Origin of the sequence: Pseudomonas sp. IT-P12 (assembly GCF_949767465.1) — a bacterium.
Classification (GTDB): domain Bacteria; phylum Pseudomonadota; class Gammaproteobacteria; order Pseudomonadales; family Pseudomonadaceae; genus Aquipseudomonas.
In genome coordinates this window covers 158,418-179,167 of sequence record NZ_CATKPY010000023.1, presented here as the reverse complement: position 1 = coordinate 179,167, position 20,750 = coordinate 158,418, and the positions used below count along the sequence as shown (strand labels likewise).

Annotated in this window: 21 protein-coding genes, 1 tRNA gene and 1 pseudogene; 14 read left to right on the top strand and 9 right to left on the bottom strand. The window is 59.8% G+C overall.

Going from position 1 to position 20,750, the window contains the following annotated elements:
- Positions 1-74: 74 nt before the first annotated feature.
- A complete protein-coding gene (locus ACM6IM_RS19100) occupies positions 75-830 on the bottom strand; it encodes a substrate-binding periplasmic protein (RefSeq protein WP_414866015.1) in 756 nt (251 codons plus the stop codon).
- A gap of 215 nt (positions 831-1,045) precedes the next feature.
- On the opposite strand from ACM6IM_RS19100, the gene ACM6IM_RS19095 reads away from it, so the two are divergent.
- Complete coding sequence (locus ACM6IM_RS19095) at positions 1,046-2,545, top strand: trypsin-like serine peptidase (protein ID WP_414866014.1); 1,500 nt, start codon at positions 1,046-1,048, stop codon at positions 2,543-2,545.
- Positions 2,546-2,586: 41 nt separating this feature from the next.
- Here the strand turns inward: ACM6IM_RS19095 and hisF are convergent, their stop codons facing one another.
- The 6 genes from hisF to ACM6IM_RS19065 all read right to left on the bottom strand — a co-directional run bounded on the left by hisF (position 2,587) and on the right by ACM6IM_RS19065 (position 7,592).
- Complete coding sequence (hisF, locus tag ACM6IM_RS19090; protein WP_007897430.1) at positions 2,587-3,357, bottom strand: imidazole glycerol phosphate synthase subunit HisF; 771 nt, start codon at positions 3,355-3,357, stop codon at positions 2,587-2,589.
- 9 nt (positions 3,358-3,366) lie between these two features.
- Positions 3,367-4,104, bottom strand: coding sequence for a 1-(5-phosphoribosyl)-5-[(5-phosphoribosylamino)methylideneamino]imidazole-4-carboxamide isomerase (hisA, locus tag ACM6IM_RS19085; protein WP_414866013.1), 738 nt, complete (start codon positions 4,102-4,104; stop codon positions 3,367-3,369).
- Between the two features lie 42 nt (positions 4,105-4,146).
- Positions 4,147-4,404 (bottom strand): DUF2164 domain-containing protein, encoded by a 258-nt coding sequence (locus ACM6IM_RS19080; RefSeq protein WP_192307527.1) that lies wholly within the window; start codon positions 4,402-4,404, stop codon positions 4,147-4,149.
- Entirely contained in the window at positions 4,405-5,043 is a 639-nt protein-coding gene (gene hisH, locus ACM6IM_RS19075; RefSeq protein ID WP_201193921.1) for an imidazole glycerol phosphate synthase subunit HisH, read from the bottom strand.
- A complete protein-coding gene (gene hisB / locus ACM6IM_RS19070) occupies positions 5,043-5,636 on the bottom strand; it encodes an imidazoleglycerol-phosphate dehydratase HisB (protein ID WP_024778052.1) in 594 nt (197 codons plus the stop codon). Before hisB ends, hisH begins: the two co-directional genes overlap by 1 nt.
- Positions 5,637-5,927: 291 nt before the next feature.
- On the bottom strand, positions 5,928-7,592 hold the full coding sequence (locus ACM6IM_RS19065; protein WP_201193923.1) for an OFA family MFS transporter: 1,665 nt from the start codon (positions 7,590-7,592) through the stop codon (positions 5,928-5,930).
- A 225-nt stretch (positions 7,593-7,817) separates the two neighbouring features.
- On the opposite strand from ACM6IM_RS19065, the gene ACM6IM_RS19060 reads away from it, so the two are divergent.
- The 7 genes from ACM6IM_RS19060 to ACM6IM_RS19030 all read left to right on the top strand — a co-directional run bounded on the left by ACM6IM_RS19060 (position 7,818) and on the right by ACM6IM_RS19030 (position 14,301).
- Positions 7,818-8,222, top strand: a complete 405-nt coding sequence (locus tag ACM6IM_RS19060; RefSeq protein ID WP_414866012.1) for an acetyl-CoA sensor PanZ family protein — start codon at positions 7,818-7,820, stop codon at positions 8,220-8,222.
- A gap of 77 nt (positions 8,223-8,299) precedes the next feature.
- Positions 8,300-10,528, top strand: coding sequence for an AsmA family protein (locus tag ACM6IM_RS19055; protein WP_414866011.1), 2,229 nt, complete (start codon positions 8,300-8,302; stop codon positions 10,526-10,528).
- Positions 10,525-11,592, top strand: a complete 1,068-nt coding sequence (gene mutY / locus ACM6IM_RS19050; protein ID WP_414866010.1) for an A/G-specific adenine glycosylase — start codon at positions 10,525-10,527, stop codon at positions 11,590-11,592. The genes ACM6IM_RS19055 and mutY overlap by 4 nt, the downstream gene beginning before the upstream one ends.
- Positions 11,589-11,861 (top strand): oxidative damage protection protein, encoded by a 273-nt coding sequence (locus tag ACM6IM_RS19045; protein WP_003220737.1) that lies wholly within the window; start codon positions 11,589-11,591, stop codon positions 11,859-11,861. Before mutY ends, ACM6IM_RS19045 begins: the two co-directional genes overlap by 4 nt.
- A 103-nt stretch (positions 11,862-11,964) precedes the next feature.
- Positions 11,965-12,040: transfer RNA gene (locus tag ACM6IM_RS19040), tRNA-Phe, on the top strand.
- 329 nt (positions 12,041-12,369) lie between these two features.
- Entirely contained in the window at positions 12,370-13,449 is a 1,080-nt protein-coding gene (locus tag ACM6IM_RS19035; protein ID WP_414866009.1) for a hypothetical protein, read from the top strand.
- Positions 13,450-13,512: 63 nt separating this feature from the next.
- Positions 13,513-14,301 (top strand): TSUP family transporter, encoded by a 789-nt coding sequence (locus ACM6IM_RS19030; protein ID WP_414866008.1) that lies wholly within the window; start codon positions 13,513-13,515, stop codon positions 14,299-14,301.
- 27 nt (positions 14,302-14,328) lie between these two features.
- Here ACM6IM_RS19030 and ACM6IM_RS19025 read toward each other — a convergent pair whose 3' ends face one another.
- On the bottom strand, positions 14,329-14,778 hold the full coding sequence (locus tag ACM6IM_RS19025; RefSeq protein ID WP_414866007.1) for a carboxypeptidase regulatory-like domain-containing protein: 450 nt from the start codon (positions 14,776-14,778) through the stop codon (positions 14,329-14,331).
- 166 nt (positions 14,779-14,944) lie between these two features.
- Between ACM6IM_RS19025 and ACM6IM_RS19020 the strand changes: the two are divergent.
- The 4 genes and pseudogenes from ACM6IM_RS19020 to ACM6IM_RS19005 form a co-directional block, all read left to right on the top strand.
- Positions 14,945-15,148, top strand: a pseudogene (locus ACM6IM_RS19020) (DUF1016 N-terminal domain-containing protein); the annotation flags it as partial.
- Between the two features lie 115 nt (positions 15,149-15,263).
- Positions 15,264-16,244, top strand: a complete 981-nt coding sequence (locus ACM6IM_RS19015) for an alpha/beta fold hydrolase (protein ID WP_414866006.1) — start codon at positions 15,264-15,266, stop codon at positions 16,242-16,244.
- A gap of 19 nt (positions 16,245-16,263) precedes the next feature.
- Entirely contained in the window at positions 16,264-16,674 is a 411-nt protein-coding gene (locus tag ACM6IM_RS19010) for a hypothetical protein (protein ID WP_201193936.1), read from the top strand.
- A 6-nt stretch (positions 16,675-16,680) separates the two neighbouring features.
- Complete coding sequence (locus ACM6IM_RS19005) at positions 16,681-17,133, top strand: hypothetical protein (protein WP_414866005.1); 453 nt, start codon at positions 16,681-16,683, stop codon at positions 17,131-17,133.
- 70 nt (positions 17,134-17,203) lie between these two features.
- On the opposite strand, the gene gabP is transcribed toward ACM6IM_RS19005, so the two are convergent.
- Positions 17,204-18,595, bottom strand: a complete 1,392-nt coding sequence (gabP, locus tag ACM6IM_RS19000) for a GABA permease (RefSeq protein ID WP_414866004.1) — start codon at positions 18,593-18,595, stop codon at positions 17,204-17,206.
- Positions 18,596-19,172: 577 nt separating this feature from the next.
- Here gabP and ACM6IM_RS18995 point away from each other — a divergent pair.
- A complete protein-coding gene (locus ACM6IM_RS18995) occupies positions 19,173-19,946 on the top strand; it encodes an ABC transporter ATP-binding protein (RefSeq protein WP_192307513.1) in 774 nt (257 codons plus the stop codon).
- 13 nt (positions 19,947-19,959) lie between these two features.
- Positions 19,960-20,706: an ABC transporter substrate-binding protein gene (locus ACM6IM_RS18990; RefSeq protein ID WP_414866003.1), complete on the top strand. Its 747-nt coding sequence runs from the start codon at positions 19,960-19,962 to the stop codon at positions 20,704-20,706.
- Positions 20,707-20,750: the final 44 nt, after the last annotated feature.

Here is a 20,750-nt window from a genome sequence, read left to right as displayed (position 1 = left end):
GCTGACCCACCGCTATCGTCGGAACGCCGCCCGGAGCCGGCTCGCTCCCACAGTGGATTTTTCAGGATTCGCGGTCAGAGATACCGCGCCATGATCTCGTCGACTCCGCCTTCCTTGCGCAACTGATCGAGCGCGGCCTGCAGCTTTGCGACGGTCTCGTCCGGCACGTCCTTGTTCAACGCCAGGTACAGCTCGGCACTGTTGAAGCGCAGCACGGTCTTGAGCCCGGTCACGCCATCCTGACGCGCCAGGTAGCGCCCGGCCGGGTCGCCCGTGGCCCACAAGTCGATCTGTCCGCTGGTGAGCTTCTTCGCGTTGTCCTGGTCGCGCAGCACGACGATCGGCTTCAACCCCTGCTTGGCCAGTGTCTCGGCAATCGCATCGCCCTTGTACGCGCCGATCTTGTACTTGCGCGCATCGTCCAGGGTTTCCAGGGTGATCTTGCTGTCGGCCTTGGCCAGCATGATCCAGTCATCCGGGCCAATCGGACCGACCCACTTGAACAGCTTCTCGCGGTCAGGCAGCCGCGCCATCACGAACACGCCGTAGCCCGGCTTCTCGAGGGCGAGCTTGTAGATGCGCTCCCATGGGAAACGCAGCGTCAGGCTGTAGGAAATTCCGGCGCGCTTGAAAATCTCGCGGACGATGTCCACGGCGATGCCGTTGATGTTCTCGTCCTGGGCGAAGTTCTTGCCATTGCTGGCCATGTTGTAGGGCGGGAAGTTTTCCGTCAGCAACACCAGCCCGGAGCCGGGGTGATCCGCAGCGTGCGCGCCGCCAACCAACAGGAGCGAGGCACTGGTGAGGGCAAGAAGAAGGCGTTTGAACATGTCTGGCTACCGAAATCCATGGCGTACCCAAGAGTGCCCTGAGCGTGTGACGCTGTCTACTGGCCTTTTGATCTCATTGCGATCAAGTGCTGCGGTTTGCACCCGACTATTTTTTGCACAATACATAGTTACCACCTTGCTCTCTGCAACCCCTGATTAATTACCCCTGCCCAGCGTGCGCTGGGTACATCATCAATTGATCAGAGGTTTCAAGGATGACACCGATTCCATTACTGCTTAGCAGCGCTCTCGCGCTGATGGGCTCAAGCGCTTTTGCAAACACACCTGACTATGGCGAAGGCGTAGAAAACTGGTCGACTGCAACAACCCTATACAACTCCGACGGCTCACTTGACCACTGGAAGGGCATTGGCCGCCTGACCACGAGCAACGTCTGTACCGCGACGCTACTCGATACTCAAGCCAGATCAGAGACCAACGCTCCGACGCCAGCCTATGTACTGACTTCCGGCAACTGCATTGATTTATCCAATGGAAAAATCATCACCAACCAACCCATCACTGGAACCGTGACCTTCAATTTCTTCAGCGATCGAACCCGCTTCAAACGGTACAACTTGAAGACGGTGAAATGGCGAAGCATGCAAGGCGTTGATATGGCCATCATCGAACTGGACGTCAGTCTGCAAACATTGATGAAACAAGGCATACAACCCTTGAAAATGGCTTCCGCTACTCCGACGGATGGATCAGACGTGTTGATCGTGGGTATTCCGGAGTATTCGACGTTGCAGATGGCAGCCTGCACGGTAGAGGCCGCATCTGACGTTGTAGAGGGAAAGTGGACCTGGCGTAACAACCTGACGGCACGATGCGCAGACTTTCGAAAAGGCAGTTCCGGAAGCCCTTTGCTGGATCGGTACTCCAATAACGTCATCGGTATAGTCGGCACGACAAATAACAATGCCCTGCTTTTTCCGTGCGATGAAAAAGCGCCGTGTGTCCGGACGGAACAAGACTATTTGGGAGTCCAGGGGAATATCTATGGCCATCCCGTTGCGCACCTCAATAGATGCTTCAGGAAGGGCGTGATGGTTGAGAACAGTTGCGAACTTTATCCGACATTCAGTATCGAGACAGGCGATAAAACCCCACCTTTTGTTAAGAAAATTCCGAAATCGAAAGAGGGTGATCCCATCGCGCCTACTTGGGATTATCGATTCTCCATTGATACCGCTTTCTATCGTCACAAAACCGTCAGCGTTGCGAAGCAATGCGAAAATCCAAGCAACTACTCCGCCCCGATATCCTCTGCCCAAGGCTATATCAATACCAGCGTAGGCTCGCGTGCCGGGCGCTATTTCCTGTGCATTATCGGAACGCAGACGGCTAAACAAAAGATGACGCCCGGCCTGTTGAGAAATGCGTTGTCGATACCGGTTGTCTTGACCGGCGACGAGCCCGCCGCGCGCCCGGAGTTGACGATAAAAAGGTCCGTGTACATAGAACGGTCGTCGTACGCGCATGAACACACGCGTCTTGTGTCCTACAAGGTGGGGCCTTCCAGAACGACGGACTGCAATAACCCCGAAGGCTATATGGAAAAATTCCGTTATTTTGGACTGACTATTTCCGAAGACGATATGCCGGCGACGTTATGTACCATTGCGTATGACGTCTCGGATGTCCCGTCGGACATCAGAGTTGACCGGTTCGAGAAAACCGGGGAAGCACAATCACTCTCGCAGCGATGAGCTTGAAACACCCTCGGAGCATCCGCTCCGAGGGACAGCATTCAGCGCATCACAATCCCGCGATGCGCCATGTAGGCCTTGGCTTCCTGCACGGTGTATTCGCCGAAGTGGAAAATACTCGCCGCCAGCACCGCACTGGCGTGGCCTTCAAGAATGCCATCGGCCAGATGTTGCAGGTTGCCGACCCCGCCGGACGCGATCACCGGAATGCCCAGGGCATCGCTGATGGCCCGGGTGACGCCCAGGTCGAAACCGTTTTTCATGCCGTCCTGGTCCATGCTGGTCAGCAGGATCTCACCGGCGCCCAGGCCTTCCATTTTCTTCGCCCACTCGACGGCGTCGAGGCCGGTCGGCTTGCGCCCGCCATGGGTGAAGATTTCCCAGCGCGGCGTTTCGCCAGGCCCGGACACCTTCTTCGCGTCGATGGCGACGACGATGCACTGCGAGCCGAAGTGCTGGGCCGCTTCGCCGACGAATTCCGGGTTGAACACTGCGGCAGTGTTGATCGACACCTTGTCCGCGCCGGCATTGAGCAGGTTGCGAATGTCCTGCACGGTGCGCACGCCGCCACCGACGGTCAGCGGGATGAACACCTGGCTGGCCATGCGCTCGACAGTGTGCAGCGTGGTGTCGCGGCCATCGACGCTGGCAGTGATGTCGAGAAAGGTAATCTCATCGGCACCCTGCTCGTCGTAACGACGGGCGATTTCCACCGGGTCGCCGGCATCGCGGATGTTCTCGAACTTCACACCTTTGACGACCCGGCCGTTGTCCACGTCCAGGCAAGGGATGATGCGTTTGGCCAGCGCCATGGTCAGTCCTCAGCCTTTGTACGAATCGCAGAAAGCTTGCGCTTCGGCGACGTCGAGGGTGCCTTCGTAGATCGCGCGACCGGTGATCGCACCGATGATGCCCGGCGCCCTGGCGTCGAGCAGCGACTTGATGTCACCCAGGTTGTGGATGCCGCCCGAGGCGATCACCGGGATTTTCGTGGCAGCCGCCAGCGCGGCGGTGAACGGCACGTTGCAGCCCTGCATCATGCCGTCTTTGGCGATGTCGGTGTAGACGATGGCGGACACGCCGTCGGCCTCGAACTGTTTGGCCAGGTCGATCACCTGGACGGTGCTGATTTCAGCCCAGCCGTCGGTGGCGACAAAACCGTCCTTGGCGTCGAGACCGACGATCACCTTGCCCGGGAACGCGCGGCAGGCTTCGGTGACGAAGGCTGGATCCTTCACCGCCTTGGTGCCGATGATCACGTAGCTCACACCCGCCTTGACGTAGTGCTCGATGGTGTCCAGGGAACGGATGCCGCCGCCGATCTGGATCGGCAGGTTCGGGTAGCGCCTGGCGATGGCGGTGACCACTTCGCCGTTGACCGGCTGACCTTCGAAGGCACCATTGAGGTCGACCAGATGCAGACGACGGCAACCGCCCTCCACCCACTTGGCAGCCATGCTCACCGGGTCATCGGAGAACACCGTGGAATCTTCCATGCGGCCCTGGCGCAGACGCACACAGGCACCGTCTTTAAGATCGATAGCGGGAATAATCAGCATCTGGCAAACCTTCAAATTCGATTGTTCAGCTTCGCTCGGAAATCAGTTTTTCTCGAGCGCCCACAGGTCGCTTTCGATGCTTTCGAACCTCTCCTTGAGGTGCGTCTGCACATCGAAAATCGCCCTGTTGTAATAGTGCGGAGCAATTTCACGGGTAAACAGCTCAAGGATTTCAGCCGCCTCGAACGAACCCAGGTCCAGTTCGAAGCGGTCCTCCATGAACCGCTGGATCTTGTGACTGGCCTCGCGCTCCTGTTCGGGCGTGAGGGTCAGGATCGGCGGTTTTTTCTTGACCGCCATTTACCAGCGACCGTCCCACGCCGCGAAGTTCTGCAGCAATTGCAGGCCATGGGTATGGCTTTTCTCCGGGTGGAACTGCACAGCGAAACGCGAGCCGTCGGCCAGCGCTGCGGCGAAATCGACCCCGTAATGCCCGCGGCCCACCACCTGACGCGCGTTGGCGGCGTCGATGTAGTAGCTGTGCACGAAATAGAAACGCGCCAGGTCCGGAATGTCATGCCACAGCGGGTGATTGACCGCCTGTTTCACTTCGTTCCAGCCCATGTGCGGCACCTTCAGGTGCTCGCCGTCTTCGTGCAGGTCCTTGCCAAAAAACTTCACCGCGCCGGGAAACAGGCCGATGCAGTCGACGCCGTCGTTCTCCTCGCTGCTGTCGAGCAAGGCTTGCATGCCGACGCAGATGCCGAGGAACGGACGGTCCTGGCTGACTTCACGCACCAGCGTGTCGAAGCCCAGGCGACGGATCTCCGCCATGCAATCGCGAATCGCGCCCACGCCGGGGAACACGACCCGGTCGGCCTCGCGAATCACGTTGGCATCGCTGGTGATCAGGACCTTGCCGGCACCGACGTGCTCGAGGGCCTTGGCCACCGAGTGCAGGTTGCCCATGCCGTAATCGATAACCGCAACCGTCTGCATTACAGGACGCCCTTGGTCGATGGCATCTGACCGGCCATGCGGTCATCGAGCTCAACGGCCATGCGCAGTGCGCGCCCGAAAGCCTTGAACACGGTCTCGATCTGGTGGTGGGTGTTGTGCCCACGCAGGTTGTCGATGTGCAGGGTAACGTTGGCGTGGTTGACGAAGCCCTGGAAGAACTCCTGGAACAGGTCAACGTCGAAGCCGCCGACGGTGGCGCGGGTATACGGCACATGCATCTGCAGGCCCGGACGGCCGGAGAAGTCGATCACCACGCGCGACAGCGCTTCATCGAGCGGCACGTAGGCATGGCCATAGCGGCGGATGCCCTTCTTGTCGCCGATGGCTTGGGTAAAGGCCTGACCCAGGGTGATACCGACGTCTTCCACCGTGTGGTGGTCATCGATATGCAGGTCGCCCTTGCTGACAATATCCAGGTCGATCAGCCCGTGACGGGCGATCTGGTCCAGCATGTGCTCAAGAAAAGGAACACCGATATCAAATCGGGCCTTTCCGGTGCCATCCAGGTTGATCGAGGCTTTGATCTGGGTTTCCAGAGTGTCGCGCTCGACTGACGCCTTACGTTCGGCCATCACCAGCTCCGCAAAATCATTGGGCGAAAAAGGCAGCCATTATAGGCGTGCGGGCCGGAAACAGAAACACGGGAGGCGATATCGCTGACGGAGTGAATTCAGGGCTGCCGAGGATGTACCTGTCCATACAAGCCAATTGCAGACGCTATAAAACAAATGTGGGAGCGGGCTTGCTCGCGAAAGCGGTTTTTCAGTCGACATTCTCTTCGACTGAAACACTGCGTTCGCGAGCAAGCCCGCTCCCACAAGGTTGGGTGCATGGCCCGAACCCTCAAGTCCGGGCCAAGCCCCTTAGTGGAACAGCACCGCCGTCTTCTGCAGGGTCACCCAGATGCCCCACGCCAACGGAATGCCCACCACCAGCCACGCGGCAATCGCCAGTGGTTTGGTGCCTGGAGCCGCTTTCCACTCCAGCACGGTGCTGGCATCGGCACCCTTGTCGTGGCCCAGCGCCTGTTCGGCGGCCAGTTCAGCGTCGGTCATGAAGTACTTGTCGGCCACCGGGCGCACCAGCAGGTTGCAGATAAAACCCAGCACCAGCAGGCCCGCGAGGATGTACAAGGTGATGTCGTAGGCCGCAGCGCGTTCGACGCCGATGCTCAACTGATATTCACGCAGGTAGTTGACCAGCACCGGACCCAGTACGCCCGCCGCCGCCCACGCGGTCAGCAGACGACCGTGGATGGCACCGACCATTTGGGTGCCGAACAGGTCCGCCAGATAGGCAGGAACCGTCGCGAAACCACCGCCGTACATCGACAGGATGATGCAGAACGCCGCCACGAACAGCGCAACGTTGCCCAGGTGGCCGAGGTTCGGGATCAGCGCGTACAGGGCAAAACCCAGGGCGAAGAACACGAAGTAAGTGTTTTTACGGCCCAGGTAGTCCGAGAACGAGGCCCAGAAGAACCGGCCGCCGATGTTGAACAGGCTCAGCAAACCGGTGAAACCGGCGGCAATGGCGGCAATCGCGGCCAGTTGACCGGCGTCCAGTTGGCCAAACGTCTGGTCAGTGCCCAGCAGCTTGCCGGCGAACACTTCCTGCAGCAGCGGCGAAGCCATGCCGAGGATGCCGATACCGGCGGAAACGTTCAGGCACAGCACCAGCCATACCAGGCGGAATTGCGGGGTTTTCCACGCCACGTTCACGTGAACGTGACGGTGGGTGATCATCGCGTTGGCCGCTTTTTTCACCGGAGCGGTCCAGCCTTCAGGCTTCCAGCCGGTTGGCGGGACACGGTAGGACAATGCGCCGCCGATCATGAACACGAAATAGATCGCGGCCATCACCAGGAAGCTCTGCCACACGCCCACGCTGGTTGGCGAAGCGAAGTGGCCCATCAGGGCAGCGGCCAGGGGAGCACCGACCATCGCGCCACCGCCGAAGCCCATGATTGCCATGCCGGTCGCCATGCCGCGCTTGTCCGGGAACCACTTGATCAGGGTCGACACCGGCGAGATGTAACCCAGGCCCAGGCCGATACCACCAATCACACCGGAACCGATCCACATCAGCCAGATCTGGTGCGTGTACACGCCCAGCGCCGAAATCAGCAGACCACCACACCAGCACAGGGCAGAAACGACACCCGCCTTGCGCGGCCCGGCGTGTTCCAGCCAGCCGCCCCAGATCGCTGCCGAGCAGCCCAGGAAGATGAAGAACAGGGTGTAGATCCAGCCGAGCATCGAGATCGGCCAGTCGCATTGCGAGGAGAAAACCTGCGCGATGAAGCTCATGTCAGGTGAACAGGCCACGGCCTTGGTCACGCCCAGGGCCTTGGACAACGGCAGCCAGAACACCGAGAAGCCGTAGGCCATGCCGATGCAAAGGTGGATGGCCAACGCGGCCGGTGGTACCAGCCAGCGGTTGAAACCGGGCTTGGCGATAATGCGTTCCTTGGACAGGAACGAGGGCTGGTCGGCGCTGATGCCGCCCGCCACAGTGCTAGTGCTCATTAGGTATCCCCCAATTATTAGAATGGTTCGCCAGCCACTCCTCACCCTCAGCCTTTATGCGCACGCATGACTGTTTTTTGCAGGGTGAAGCTCCATTTTGGTGCGACATCAGGTCGCAGAAGGACGGACGAACCCGCAGAGGTTACCATTTGCGCGTGACAGAAAAAGCAATCTGATATCACTTTTGCAAAGTCACCTGCTTTCGCCCCCTGTGAAGGAACCGCCATGCCGATCGTTGTCGAGCCGCTGAACGAATTCACCTGCCAGGATCAGCAGGATCTGCAGAAGATCTATCGCGACGCGCCGCCGTGGCTGTTTGCGCCATTCGATGACGACGCGCAACTGATCGAGAGCGGCCTGCAGGACGGTGCCCTGATCGGTGGCCGCTTCAATGACCGGCTCTTGGGCGCGGCACGCCTGCACAGGCGCCAGGACGTCTGGCATCTCTCTCATCTGTGTGTACGAAAAATCACCCGCCGCCGTGGGGTCGCCGAGCGAATGGTGAACGAAGCACGGAAAATGGCGTCGCAATCGGGTGCGACATTACGACTGCTGGCCCCGGCCGGGCACCTTGAAGCCCAGGCACTGGCAGCCAAACTGAAAGTGCCGCTGGATGTGTCGCCGGACTGATCGATGACCGATCGTCCACTTCTGAGCGCTATACTCCCCGGCTAAATTCGAATTCGACTAACTACAAGGACTCGCCCATGAAAGCGTTCGGCAAAATCCTGGGTCTGGTGCTTCTCGGGCTGTTGCTGATCATTGTGGCGCTGGGCTTCGCCCTGACCCACCTCTTCGATCCCAACGACTACAAAGACGAAATTCGCCAAATTGCCCGCAACAAGGCCCACATCGAGCTGACGCTCAATGGCGACATCGGCTGGAGCCTGTTCCCGTGGCTGGGCCTGGAATTGCACGAAGCCAGTGTCGCGACCCTGGCCAAGCCCAACGAGCCCTTCGCCGACTTGCAGATGCTCGGCCTGTCGGTGCGTGTATTGCCGTTGCTGCGCCGCGAAGTCCAGATGAGCGACGTGCGTGTCGAAGGCCTGAACCTGCGCCTGAGCCGCGACAAGGACGGCCATGGCAACTGGGAGGACATCGGCAAGGTTCCCGCCACCGCCAATCCAGCCACGCCCGCCACCCCGGGCGAGCCCGCACCGGCCCCACAAACCACCGCACAGGCGGAAAAACCGGCGCAACCGGTTCGCCTGGACATCGACAGCCTGACCGTCAACAACGCCCGCGTTGAATACAACGACGAACAAACCGGCAAGCAATTCAGCGCCGAAAGCATCCAGCTGAGCACCGGCCCGGTCCATGACTCCACCAATATCCCGGTCAAGCTCACTGCCTTCCTGGGCAGCAATCAGCCAGTCCTGCGGGTGCGCACCGAACTCAACGGCGAACTGCGCTTCGAACGGGCCCTGCAGCGCTACAAATTCGAAGACATGAAGCTGTCCGGGGAAGTGGCCGGCGATCCGCTGCAGGGCAAGACCGTGACCTTTGCCGCCCAAGGGCAGTTGTTGCTGGATAAAGCGGCGAACGTCGCCGAATGGACCGGCATCAAGATTTCTGCCAATCAGTTGCGCGCCCTGGGCGAACTGAAGGTCAACGACCTGGACAAGACGCCACAAATCAACGGCGGCATTTCCATTGCACAACTGGATCTGGCGAAGTTCATCGACAGCATCGGCCAGCAACTCCCGGCCATGGCCGAGGGCAGCCTGAGCAAGGTAGAACTGGTCAGCCGCGTGGCCGCCACGCCCACCAGCCTGTCGCTGGACAACATCAACCTGAAAATCGATGACAGCAGCTTCAGCGGCCGGATCGCTGTCGAGGATTTCGCCCGGCAATCGCTGCGCGCGGTGCTCAAGGCCGATACGTTCAACGTCGACCGCTACCTGCCGCCCAAATCCGCCGAAGCCAACAGCGCAACGCAAGTGCGCCAGGCCGAAGTGGCCAGCACCGAAGCCGACGCCATGGCCGGCAGTGGCAGCACGCCGCTGCCGGACAAACCGACCAAAGGCGCCTGGAGCACCGAACGCCTGTTGCCGGTGGAGCGCTTGCGCAAACTCGATGTCGAGGCAGACCTGACATTTGGCCAACTGACCCTGGAAAAACTGCCGATCCAGAACGCCGTGCTCAAAGCCAATGGCAAACAGGGCCTGCTGACCCTGGAAAACCTGCGCGGCGACCTGTACGACGGCAACTTCGAGACCAAGGCCACCCTCGACGTGCGCCAGGACGTGCCGGCCCTGAACCTGCAGACCAACATCAGCAAAGTGCCGGCGGAAAAGATCCTCGAAAGCCAGGGCAAAAAGCCGCCGGTCAAGGGCCTGGTCACGCTCAGCAGCACGCTGACCGGCAATGGCAACAGCCAGAAAGCGCTGATCGACACCCTCAACGGCAATGCCAGTTTCGTCATCAACAATGGCGTGCTGCTCAATGCCAACCTCGAACAGCAACTGTGCAAGGGCATCGCCACCCTCAATCGCAAAACCCTCAGCGGCGAGCCACGCGGCAAGGACACCCCGTTCCAGGAACTCCGGGGCAACCTGACCTTGCGCAATGGCGTGGCCAGCAACCCGGACCTCAAGGTGCGTATCCCGGGGATGACCGTCAACGGCGATGGCGACATCGACTTGCGCGTGCTGGGCATGGACTACCGCGTCGGCATCATCGTCGAAGGCGATACCAGCGCCATGCCGGACCCGGCCTGCCAGGTCGGCGACAAGTTCGTCGGCATCGAATGGCCGCTGCGCTGCCGTGGTCCGCTGGAGCTGGGCGCCAAGGCCTGTCGTCTCGATAACGAACGCATGGGCCAGGTCGCAAGCAAACTGGCCGGGGACAAAATCAGCGAAAAAATCGACGAGAAGCTCGGCGACAAGGTCAGCCCGGAACTGAAAAATGCACTGAAGGGGCTGTTCAAGCGATGAGGGCCGAGCAGTTTTCAACGGCGGTGCTGGACTGGTACGACCGCCATGGCCGTCACGACCTTCCCTGGCAACAGGGCATCACCCCGTACCGGGTGTGGGTCTCGGAAATCATGCTGCAGCAGACCCAGGTGAGCACGGTGCTCAATTACTTCGACCGGTTCATGGCCTCGCTGCCGACGGTTCAGGACTTGGCGGCGGCTCCTGAAGACGAAGTGCTGCACCTGTGGACCGGCCTGGGCTACTACACCCGCGCGCGCAATTTGCAGAAGACCGCGAAGATCGTCGTCGCCGAGTATGGCGGCGAATTCCCCCGGGACGTGGAAAAGCTCGTCGAGCTGCCGGGGATCGGCCTGTCGACCGCCGGCGCCATTGCCAGCATCAGCATGGGGCTGCGTGCGCCGATCCTCGACGGTAACGTCAAGCGCGTGCTGGCGCGCTTCACCGCGCAGGAAGGCTACCCAGGCGAGCCGAAGGTCGCCAAACAGCTCTGGGCCAACGCGGAACGCTTCACGCCCCATGACCGGGTCAACGCCTACACCCAGGCGATGATGGACCTGGGCGCCACGCTCTGCACCCGCAGCAAACCGAGCTGCCTGCTGTGCCCTCTGGAAAAGGGCTGCGAAGCGCACATGCTCGGCCTGGAAACCCGCTACCCCATCCCCAAGCCGCGCAAGGCCGTGCCACAGAAACGCACGCTGATGCCGATGCTCGCCAACGACGAAGGCGCGATCCTGCTTTACCGCCGCCCCTCCACGGGGCTGTGGGGCGGGCTCTGGAGCCTGCCGGAACTCGACGACCTCGACGACCTGCCGCACCTCGCCGCGCAGCACTCGCTCGAACTGGGCACGCAACAGGCACTGCCGAACCTGGTGCACACCTTCAGCCATTTCCAGTTATCCATCGAACCCTGGCTGGTTCAGGTCCAGGAAGCCGGCCATCACGTGGCCGAGGCCGACTGGCTCTGGTATAACCTCGCCACCCCGCCGCGCCTGGGCCTTGCCGCCCCGGTCAAAACCTTGCTCGAACGCGCGGCCGCCGTATTGAACGCAGGAGAGTCCCGATGACCCGCACCATCATGTGCCGCAAATACAAAGAAGAACTGCCCGCCCTGGAGCGCGCCCCGTTTCCCGGCGCCAAAGGCCAGGACATTTTCGACCACGTCTCGGCCAAGGCCTGGGCCGACTGGCAGAAACACCAGACGCTGCTGATCAACGAAAAGCGCCTGAACATGATGAACGCCGAAGACCGCAAATACCTGCAGGGCGAAATGGACAAGTACTTCTCGGGCGAGGATTACGCCAAGGCAGAAGGCTACGTTCCGCCGGCGGAATAATCCCGTTGCATCGGGGGCCGGAACGTAAGCGACGGTAATAATTAAATATTTTTTGAAAACTTGCTTGACGACCCCCTGAAAAACCCGTTTAATGCGCCCCGTTGCCCAGATAGCTCAGTCGGTAGAGCAGGGGATTGAAAATCCCCGTGTCGGCGGTTCGATTCCGTCTCTGGGCACCAAATACCGAAAACCCTGAATCGCAAGATTCAGGGTTTTTTTATGCCTGGGATTTGATGAAGCGCGGTGCAAGCCTCCCTTGGAGCACATGACACAACATCAATCCGCCAACTTTTCGCTTTGCCAGCAAACGCCTGCAAGGCTTTTCATGACCGGGTGCCTGAATGTTTCAGGCAGGGGTGGTCGGTCGCTCTCAAGAATCTCTCAGGACTGTCGGAGCACTCCGTGTGCTTTCACGGAAATGGACGACATACGCTCATTATCGGGTTGAGCAGAATCAGCAAGGATCTGCCACATGATCGGGAGCAGATGCACAACTGAGACCCAGGCAATGACTGACGCGATGAAACCAGATGCTGAGACCACTGAGTTTGTTATTGAGCACGAAATCAGAACGTTCAGTTTTGAAGTCTGGCAATCAAAGCTACTGCACCAATTTTCCGAAGAACTGGCTGCCGTCGGTGGGCCGCAGAGCTCAGGAGCCAAGTCAAAAGCCTCCCTCGCTGCCGCAGCGTTAAAGCACTCTTGTTCGAAACAACAATGCGAACTGCTGCAAGCCTACTCGAATGGCCTTGTCTCAGTGCTGATCTTCGAGGGCCTGCAAAGAATCAGCAATGTCAGCCCCCCAACTGAGCTACCGGATCTTGAATCCCTGGAAAATCGCCATGACGTCTTATGCTTGGCGGCCCGCAATCAGATCTTGCTGGAACTGGTGGATAACAGCGCCTTCGCCTACGACATGGACAACGAAGGGAAACTGATCCGACTGGTGGCCAACTTCAAAGGCGGCGGACTGATCAGAATCCCTGACGAGCCGGTTCTCAAAGAACTGAGCTCCCACTCCGGCCTGGCGCTCGGTCCACATACCGAGGCGCCTTACTGGTGTGCAATGGATGCAGAGGACGGCCACTCACCCTCTCCCTCATCTCTCATACTTACCGCTTTGTGGAATCCGGGGCAGGAACCGACCCGAGTCATTCCATTGCCACCCATACTCGAGAAAATTGGCGCTATCAATTGCCTCGCACTCTCCACGAGCCACTTCCAGTTCACCCGCAGCGACTCCTTTGTACGCGGCAAAGGTGAAGATGGCCGGAACGTTTCAATTCTGGAGTTCAATGAAAAGGTTGGGTTCACAGTCCGTTTCAACGCGTATCGCTTTTCCGTCAATGCCAACGCTTCGACCTTTGTCAAAACGGCCTACAACGCACTTTGCCAAGGTATCGGCGAAGCGACTCACGCTGAATACGCACTGACCCAGGAATCTGCCATGACCATTAATAACTGCCGCGCTCTGCACTGTCGCGACGTCATCAAAGACAACAGACGTGTCCTGGTTCGAATTTTTGGCCTTTCGAAATTTTCTTCCCCCATCGTTATTTCAGAAGACCCGTTAGTGCTGAAGGGCTGATGGTTGAGCAGCGGAACTGTGACCAACCGATCATGCGATCAATGACTGCGAAGAGGGAATGGAATGGCTTGGGATGTAATTGGCATGTTGGCGCTCGTCGCCTTTTGCGCCGGATTTTTTGATGCTATTGCCGGTGGCGGCGGACTTATCACACTACCTGCATTGGTTCTGGCAGGCCTGGACCCCATCAGTGCCATCGCGACAAACAAATTTCAGGCCGCTTCGGCGACTGTCTCGGCAACCGCAACCTTTGCTCGCAAAGGAATGATCGAGTGGCGCGAGGGTCGTTTCCTGATTATCTGCGGGTTTATTGGCGGCGCCAGCGGGGCCTTACTGGTCAGTTACATCGACAAGAGCTACCTGGAAGTGTGCGTGCCCTTCATGCTGATTTTGGTAGCCATCTATTTTGCGCTCGCCCCCAAACTGGCCAATGAAGATCGACGCAAGCGAATAAGCATTCTGCTTTTTTCATTTACCGTGACGCCGATTCTCGGGTTTTACGATGGCGTATTCGGCCCCGGGGTAGGCTCGTTCTTTATCGTCGGACTCGTACTTCTCTGCGGTCTGGGCATGATGCGAGCGATGAGTTTCACCAAACTCGCCAACGCCTCGTGCAATCTCGGGTCCCTTTCGATTTTCATCACCAAAGGCGTGATTATCTGGCCAATCGCACTGGCAATGGCTTTGGCAGCCTTCATTGGCGCTCAACTCGGAGCACGAGCCGCAGTCCGCGTCGGCCCACGTTTGATCAAACCCATGTTGATCGTGGTTTGCTGCGCCTTGGCCCTCAAGCTACTGAGTATGGAAAACAACCCATTGCGCATCGCGATAATCCATTCATTTGCGTTTTAAGGATTATCGGGTGCAGCACGTCGGCAACTACTCCTCGCCCTTCCAGTTAAAAACCAGCTGTCGAGGCGAGCCGCTGCCGACCTCCGCCGTGTCATGTCGCGCCTCGCCGTTGCGTGTCGCGACAACCGTGTATCGACCGGGCGGAAGCTGGACGTAGACCAGGGGGCCCGCCTGGCTCAGCGTCAACACGGGCTGTCCCTGGGGCTTTTGCACGATCACATCGACGTCGGGTACGTATTTGCCTTCCGGCCCGATGGAAAAGGTCATGTGCAGGTTATAGCCCGTCGCTTGCTGGATCGACTTGGCCTCATCTTCGCCGATACCGCCGGACAGATAAGACACGCCGTTTTGTTCCTGCCGCTGAATCTGTACACCGGCATTGTCCACAGGCTCCAGGCTCGCGGCCTCAAGCACAATCGGGAACATCAACAGACCGACAGCGGCGATGGGTAAAAGCAGGAGATGGAAACGTTTCATGGGGGCGACTCCCGGGTTCTTTCGAACCCATTCGTGACCCTTGTTGGATTTCCAGGGCGATGGGCAAGTTCCAGACTGATGAGTACTTGGGCTCACTGCGATTTGGACTACAGCCTGTATTGCTCAAGCGTCACTGGCCGCCGGAGCGATCCCGCAGTACAAACCGAAAAGCCTGGCGGCGGAGTTCGGGAAAGGCTTCGACAACTCCAATCTGCGTGACATGCGGTTGTTCTACCAAGCCTTCCCAATTCGTGACGCACTGCGTCACGAATTGGGCTGGACCCACTATCGCCGCCTGCTATGGGTCGACAACGAACACGCACGCCGCTGGTACATGACAGCGAAGAGGAACTGCGCGCAGAACTGGAGCGAGAGCAAGCGGCCGACAGCGCCTGATCGATCAGAGACCGTTTTAACCCCGCATGGATTGTCCACCCGCCGTCCGAGGGCTATCGTTGGCAGCTCCCCGCAGAGGTCCGCATGTGATGAACTCGCAGGACATGCCACAGGCCCCCACTCAAGTCGAGTTGCCACTGGCCAACGCCGTCTCCGGTGAGCCCTTCAAGGAGCCCGCCTCAGACGGCTTCGTCCTCGGTGGTTTCACCTGGCGACACGCCGACCATGATGCTCGACGCCCGGTCGTGATCATCAACGCGGCCACCTCGGTGCGCTGCCGACATTATTCGCGCTTCGCCGATTATCTGTTCGCCAACGGCTTTGACGTCGTCACCTACGACTACCGAGGCATCGGAGAATCGCGGCCCCGTTCACTGAAGGGGTTGCGAGCATCCTGGTCCGATTGGGGCGCTCTGGATTTCGAAGCGATGCTCAAGCGCGCCCAGCGAGACTTCCCCGGCCAGCCCATCGACGCTGTCGGCCACAGCTTCGGGGGCTGCGCAGCGGGCCTGGGGGCCTCCGGACAGGTTATTCGGCGCCTGGTGACCGTGGGCGCTCAATTCGCCTACTGGCGCGACTATGCGCCCGCTCACCGCTGGCGGATGTTCGGCAAATGGCACCTGGTGATGCCGCTGCTCACGATGATCTACGGCTACTTCCCCGGCAAACGCCTCGGCTGGCTGGAGGACACGCCCGTCGGCGTGGTTCGCGACTGGTGCACGCCAACCGCTCGCTACGAAAAGCGTCCCAGCGGTCGCGCCCTCCTTGCCTGTACCGGCTCACTGCCTTTCGCCGCGATGCGCGCCGCCACGCTGGCCATCAGCATCACCGACGACCCCTACGGCACGATTCCGGCCATCGAGCGCCTGCTCGGCTACTTCACCGGCGGCACGAATACCCACCTGCGCATTGCCCCCGAAGACATCGGCGAAGAAGAAGTCGGACATTTCGCCTTTTTTCGCAGCGCATACCAAGCCACACTATGGCCCATCGCATTGTCCTGGCTGCAAAACGGCGAGCTGGCCCCTGAGACACCGGGGCGGCTGGTACCGCGCGGCGAGTCCTTTTAACGCACCACGGATCAACATCATGGCTTCCGCCAACAAGCAGCAAAAACGCGCCACCCGCGCCAAAGCCAAGGCCAAGCAGAACCGCACCCAGCGGGCTGCCGCGCCGGTCGAGCTGGACCCGAACGACGATCGCATCGACTTTGAATCGGTGGACCTGACCGAACTGTTCAAGGAAATGATCGACGCTGCAAAAATCAGCCAGCAGGCCATGTGCCAGGTTTTTCTTGAACACCCGTTGCTCGCTCTGGTACTGGAACAGGAAGGCGAAGAAACCGCCACGGACTTCATCATCGCCGCGCTGATCGAGTATCGCCAATGGTCGACCGAGACCGACGAAGCCGGCGCCCTGGCGTGGATCGAATCCCCGGCCTTCCAAGCCGATTACGTGGCTGCGTCCGAAGCCATGCAAATTCAACAGCAAGCAGACTGAGTTCCCATGGCCTCGCCGAACAAGCAACAGAAACGCGCCAAACGCGCCAAAGCCAAAGCGAAACAAATCCGCATGGTCGGCCGAAAACCCGCCGCGCTGGACGATGACCTCGGTCATCTGGCAGAACCCATCCCGGAATACATCCTGGCCATGTTCAGCAAGATGCGCGACGCCGAAGCCGTCAGCCGCAGCGACATGCTCTCGGCCCTGCTGAACAATCTCTCGGGGATCATCAACGATCACCCTGAGCTGCTCGACCTGGAAAACGCCGACAACGAAGCCATGGCCGCCACTCACCTGGCCGCCGACATGCTGATCGACTACCGGATGTGGGCCGACGGCATGGACCGTGAAGCTGCACAGGCCAGCCTGAGCGACCCGCAGTTCATCAGCGATTTCGGCGATGCGCTGGACGTCTATCGCCAGTCGCTGGAAGCGCAGGAAGAAAAGGGCGAGTGAGTCGAACGCCCCGAATGAAAACGGCCGCTTGTCATCCCTGACAGCGGCCGTTCTGCATCACCTGTAACGATCAGCTCAACACCACTGCACCGCTCTTCTGCAGCTTGCGACGGCGAGCCACCAGCAGGCCGGCGGCGACTACCATCAGGCTGAGCAGACCGGTCGCGAGGATTTCCACGCGGTGGGCTTCCTGGAAGCCCATGATGGTCAGGGCCGCGATGATGAAGATGATCACTGCGTAGGTCAGACCCGGGAACAGCCACATACTGAAGGCGATTTTCTCGCCACGCGCCACGCGCTGTTTGCGCATGCGCAATTGCGAGAACGCGATCACCAGGTACACCAGCAACGCGATGGCGCCGGAGCTGGCCAGCAGGAATTCGAACACGGCGGCCGGGGCCACATAGTTGGCGAAGGTCGCCAGGAACGCTGCGCCGGTGGACAACATCACCGCCCAGTAAGGCGTGCCGCTGTTGTTGGTGCGGGTGGCCACGGCCGGTGCATCGCCGCGCTTGCCCAGGGAAAAGAGCATGCGCGAGGAGGTGTAGAGCGCCGAGTTCAGGCAACTGGTCACAGCAACCAGTACGACGATATCGACGATCATCTTGGCGTTAGGGATGCCCATGCGCTCAAGAACGGTCTGGTAGGAACCGAGGCTGGCCAGAACCGGGTCGTTCCATGGCACCAGCGCCACCACGATGAAGATCGACACGAGGTAGAACAGACCGATCCGCCAGATCACCGAGTTGGTGGCCTTGGAGATTTGCTTGCCAGGGTTCTTCGATTCCGCAGCCGCGATGGTCACGATTTCGGTGCCCATGAAGGAGAACATGGTGGTCAGGATGGCGCCCAGCACCGCACCCATGCCGTTAGGCAGGAAACCCTGGGTGTCGAACAGGTGCGACACGCCGCTGACCTGGCTGCCCGGCAGGAAGCCGAAGATCGCCAGCACGCCGAGAATGATGAAACCGATGATCGCCACCACCTTGAGCAGGGCGAACCAGAATTCGAACTCACCGTAGTTTTTCACGCTGAACAGGTTGGTCACTGTCAGCAGCAGCGTAATGACCAGCGCGAACGCCCAGATGTCCACACCGGGGAACCAGGCATGCAGGATGGTTGCGGCGGCGTTGGCCTCCAGCGGGATGACCAGCACCCAGAACCACCAGTAGAGCCAGCCGATAGTGAAGCCGGCCCAGTGACCGATCGCGCGATCGGCGTAGGTCGAAAAGGAACCCGTGTCCGGCGAGGCAACCGCCATTTCACCGAGCATACGCATGACGAGTACAACCAGCATGCCGGCGGCGGCATAGGCCAGCAGCACGGCTGGGCCAGCGGCGGCGATGGCGTGGCCGGAGCCGACGAACAGGCCGGCACCGATAACCCCGGCGATCGACAGCATGGTCACATGACGCGGTTTGAGCCCCTGTTCGAGGCCGTTGGAGCTTGGGGTACTGCTCATTGAAACTACCTTTGTAAAGGAAAGCGATGTGCATCTGCCCGGCCTGGTCTTCCTTCTCGTAAAAAGAAACCAACAGGGCGTTCCGGATTCTGCACGCAAATATTGCGCCAAAATGTTTCACAGTCTTCAAGCACGGGGCCTCCAGCGCGACCGGACAGTCATCGCAACTCATTGAGATTAATGGCATTTTGCCAGAACGTTACCCTGCGACTCACTTTGGGAACGAATCTGCGCACCAGAAACACACTGAAAAAAGGCTGGACGCACAATAAAAGTGCGGATCGATAACGTTTGGCCGGTTAGCGCTTCCAACACCCCGCCAAAGCTGGCAACATCGCGCCCCTTTTGCGAACGCCGCCGCGCTTTTCATCTGGCTTTTCATTTGAGTGCGGGCTTCAAACGGCTGTTCGGTTGATAGCAGCGCGACAGTCTGCTGTGCCGATGCGACAACCTGCCGCAGACCGCACGTTTACTGCCCGTGGCGCTGTTGGCTGGCATTCAGACGCTATGCTAGGTTGGCCGCCTCGTCAGGAAGGCCCGCCAACAGCAGGAGCGCAACACACTATGAGGAACGCACATGGCTGAGGCCACGCCCGCGCTTGAAATCCGCAACTTGCACAAACGCTACGGACAGCTCGAGGTGCTCAAGGGCATATCGCTGACCGCCCGCGACGGCGATGTGATCTCGATCCTGGGTTCCTCCGGCTCCGGCAAGTCCACGTTCCTGCGCTGCATCAACCTGCTGGAAAATCCGCACCAGGGCCAGATCCTGGTTGCCGGCGAAGAACTCAAGCTCAAAGCCGCCAAAAATGGCGAACTGGTCGCCGCCGACGCCAAACAGATCAACCGTCTGCGCAGCGAGATTGGTTTTGTGTTTCAAAACTTTAATCTGTGGCCGCACATGAGCGTGCTCGACAACATCATCGAAGCCCCGCGCCGCGTACTGGGCCAGAGCAAGGCCGAAGCCATCGAGGTCGCCGAAGCCCTGCTGGCCAAGGTCGGCATCGCCGACAAGCGCCACGCCTATCCGGCCCAACTCTCCGGTGGCCAGCAGCAACGCGCCGCCATCGCCCGCACGCTGGCGATGCAGCCCAAGGTGATCCTGTTCGACGAACCCACCTCCGCCCTTGACCCGGAAATGGTCCAGGAAGTACTTAATGTCATCCGCGCACTGGCCGAAGAAGGCCGCACCATGCTGCTGGTCACCCACGAAATGGGCTTCGCCCGCCAGGTGTCCAGCGAAGTGGTGTTCCTCCACCAGGGCCTGGTAGAAGAGCAAGGATCGCCACAGCAGGTGTTCGAAAACCCGCTTTCGGCGCGCTGCAAACAATTCATGTCCAGCAACCGCTAACGGAGCTACCCGCATGCAGAACTACAAGAAGGTCTTCCTGGCCGCCGCCGTCACCCTGGCCTTCAGCGCCGGCGCCATGGCCGAAACCTTGAAGATGGGCATCGAAGCGGCTTACCCGCCGTTCAACAACAAGGATGCCAGCGGCAACGTCGTCGGCTTCGACAAGGAAATCGGCGACGCCCTGTGCGCCAAGATGAAAGTCGATTGCACCGTGGTCACGTCCGACTGGGACGGCATCATTCCGGCCCTGAACGCCAAGAAGTTCGACTTCCTGATCTCCTCGATGTCGATCACCGACGAGCGCAAGCAGGCGGTGGACTTCACCGACCCGTACTACTCGAACAAGCTGCAGTTCATCGCCAAGAAAGACGCTGACTTCAAGACCGACAAGGACGCCCTCAAGGGTAAAGTGATCGGCGCCCAACGTGCGACCCTCGCTGGCACCTGGATGGAAGACAACATGGCGGGCGTCGAAGTGAAACTCTACGACACTCAGGAAAACGCCTACCTCGACCTGACGGCTGGCCGCGTGGACGGGATCCTGGCCGACAAGTACGTCAACTACGAGTGGCTGAAAAGCGACGCCGGCAAGTCGTACGAATTCAAGGGCGACCCGGTGGAAGAAAGCGACAAGATCGGTATCGCTGTACGCAAAGGTGACCCGATCCGCGAGAAGCTGAACGTTGCGCTGAAAGAAATCGTTGCTGACGGCACCTACAAGAAGATCAACGACAAGTACTTCCCGTTCAGCATCTACTGATCCTGACGTGCCGGACCGGCGCCGTCCTGTGACGTCGCCGGTCC

Excerpts from the sequence above, each read along its gene's own strand:
- ACM6IM_RS19100 (WP_414866015.1), bottom strand. The coding sequence starts at position 830 with ATGTTCAAACGCCTTCTTCTTGCCCTCACCAGTGCCTCGCTCCTGTTG.
- ACM6IM_RS19095 (WP_414866014.1), top strand. The coding sequence starts at position 1,046 with ATGACACCGATTCCATTACTGCTTAGCAGCGCTCTCGCGCTGATGGGC.
- hisF (WP_007897430.1), bottom strand. The coding sequence starts at position 3,357 with ATGGCGCTGGCCAAACGCATCATCCCTTGCCTGGACGTGGACAACGGC.
- hisA (WP_414866013.1), bottom strand. The coding sequence starts at position 4,104 with ATGCTGATTATTCCCGCTATCGATCTTAAAGACGGTGCCTGTGTGCGT.
- ACM6IM_RS19080 (WP_192307527.1), bottom strand. The coding sequence starts at position 4,404 with ATGGCGGTCAAGAAAAAACCGCCGATCCTGACCCTCACGCCCGAACAG.
- hisH (WP_201193921.1), bottom strand. The coding sequence starts at position 5,043 with ATGCAGACGGTTGCGGTTATCGATTACGGCATGGGCAACCTGCACTCG.
- hisB (WP_024778052.1), bottom strand. The coding sequence starts at position 5,636 with ATGGCCGAACGTAAGGCGTCAGTCGAGCGCGACACTCTGGAAACCCAG.
- ACM6IM_RS19065 (WP_201193923.1), bottom strand. The coding sequence starts at position 7,592 with ATGAGCACTAGCACTGTGGCGGGCGGCATCAGCGCCGACCAGCCCTCG.
- ACM6IM_RS19060 (WP_414866012.1), top strand. The coding sequence starts at position 7,818 with ATGCCGATCGTTGTCGAGCCGCTGAACGAATTCACCTGCCAGGATCAG.
- ACM6IM_RS19055 (WP_414866011.1), top strand. The coding sequence starts at position 8,300 with ATGAAAGCGTTCGGCAAAATCCTGGGTCTGGTGCTTCTCGGGCTGTTG.
- mutY (WP_414866010.1), top strand. The coding sequence starts at position 10,525 with ATGAGGGCCGAGCAGTTTTCAACGGCGGTGCTGGACTGGTACGACCGC.
- ACM6IM_RS19045 (WP_003220737.1), top strand. The coding sequence starts at position 11,589 with ATGACCCGCACCATCATGTGCCGCAAATACAAAGAAGAACTGCCCGCC.
- ACM6IM_RS19035 (WP_414866009.1), top strand. The coding sequence starts at position 12,370 with ATGACTGACGCGATGAAACCAGATGCTGAGACCACTGAGTTTGTTATT.
- ACM6IM_RS19030 (WP_414866008.1), top strand. The coding sequence starts at position 13,513 with ATGGCTTGGGATGTAATTGGCATGTTGGCGCTCGTCGCCTTTTGCGCC.
- ACM6IM_RS19025 (WP_414866007.1), bottom strand. The coding sequence starts at position 14,778 with ATGAAACGTTTCCATCTCCTGCTTTTACCCATCGCCGCTGTCGGTCTG.
- ACM6IM_RS19015 (WP_414866006.1), top strand. The coding sequence starts at position 15,264 with ATGAACTCGCAGGACATGCCACAGGCCCCCACTCAAGTCGAGTTGCCA.
- ACM6IM_RS19010 (WP_201193936.1), top strand. The coding sequence starts at position 16,264 with ATGGCTTCCGCCAACAAGCAGCAAAAACGCGCCACCCGCGCCAAAGCC.
- ACM6IM_RS19005 (WP_414866005.1), top strand. The coding sequence starts at position 16,681 with ATGGCCTCGCCGAACAAGCAACAGAAACGCGCCAAACGCGCCAAAGCC.
- gabP (WP_414866004.1), bottom strand. The coding sequence starts at position 18,595 with ATGAGCAGTACCCCAAGCTCCAACGGCCTCGAACAGGGGCTCAAACCG.
- ACM6IM_RS18995 (WP_192307513.1), top strand. The coding sequence starts at position 19,173 with ATGGCTGAGGCCACGCCCGCGCTTGAAATCCGCAACTTGCACAAACGC.
- ACM6IM_RS18990 (WP_414866003.1), top strand. The coding sequence starts at position 19,960 with ATGCAGAACTACAAGAAGGTCTTCCTGGCCGCCGCCGTCACCCTGGCC.